Origin of the sequence: Shigella sp. FC1544, from assembly GCF_001722145.1 — a bacterium.
GTDB classification, from domain to species: Bacteria; Pseudomonadota; Gammaproteobacteria; order Enterobacterales; family Enterobacteriaceae; genus Escherichia; species Escherichia coli.
Map to the genome: position 1 here is coordinate 1 of NZ_MECT01000502.1, position 290 is coordinate 290.

The 290-nt window shown below is 46.9% G+C and carries 1 pseudogene; it reads right to left on the reverse strand.

The features are described from left to right. A pseudogene (locus tag BGK49_RS29775) lies at positions 1-145 on the reverse strand (IS3 family transposase); the annotation flags it as partial. Between the last annotated feature and the right edge of the window lie 145 nt (positions 146-290).

A 290-nucleotide genomic window follows, 5' to 3' on the forward strand; every position in this document is an offset into this window, starting at 1 on the left:
GGGAGACCGTCATCCCCGGTTCAAAGCTCTGCTGAACAATTGCGATCTTTTCCTGTGTGGTACGCCGTCTGCGTTTCTCCGGCCCTAAGACATCAATCACCTGTACTCCAATGACTAGTCTAAAAACTAGTATTAAGACTATCACTTATTTAAGTGATACTGGTTGTCTGGAGATTCAGGGGGCCAGTCTAAGTGGGAACCAAAGTGTCAGATATGCAGAAAAATGTGAATCCCGGCAGGCGAAAAGGCTGCCCTAATTATCCTCCCGAATTTAAACAGCAGCTCGTTGC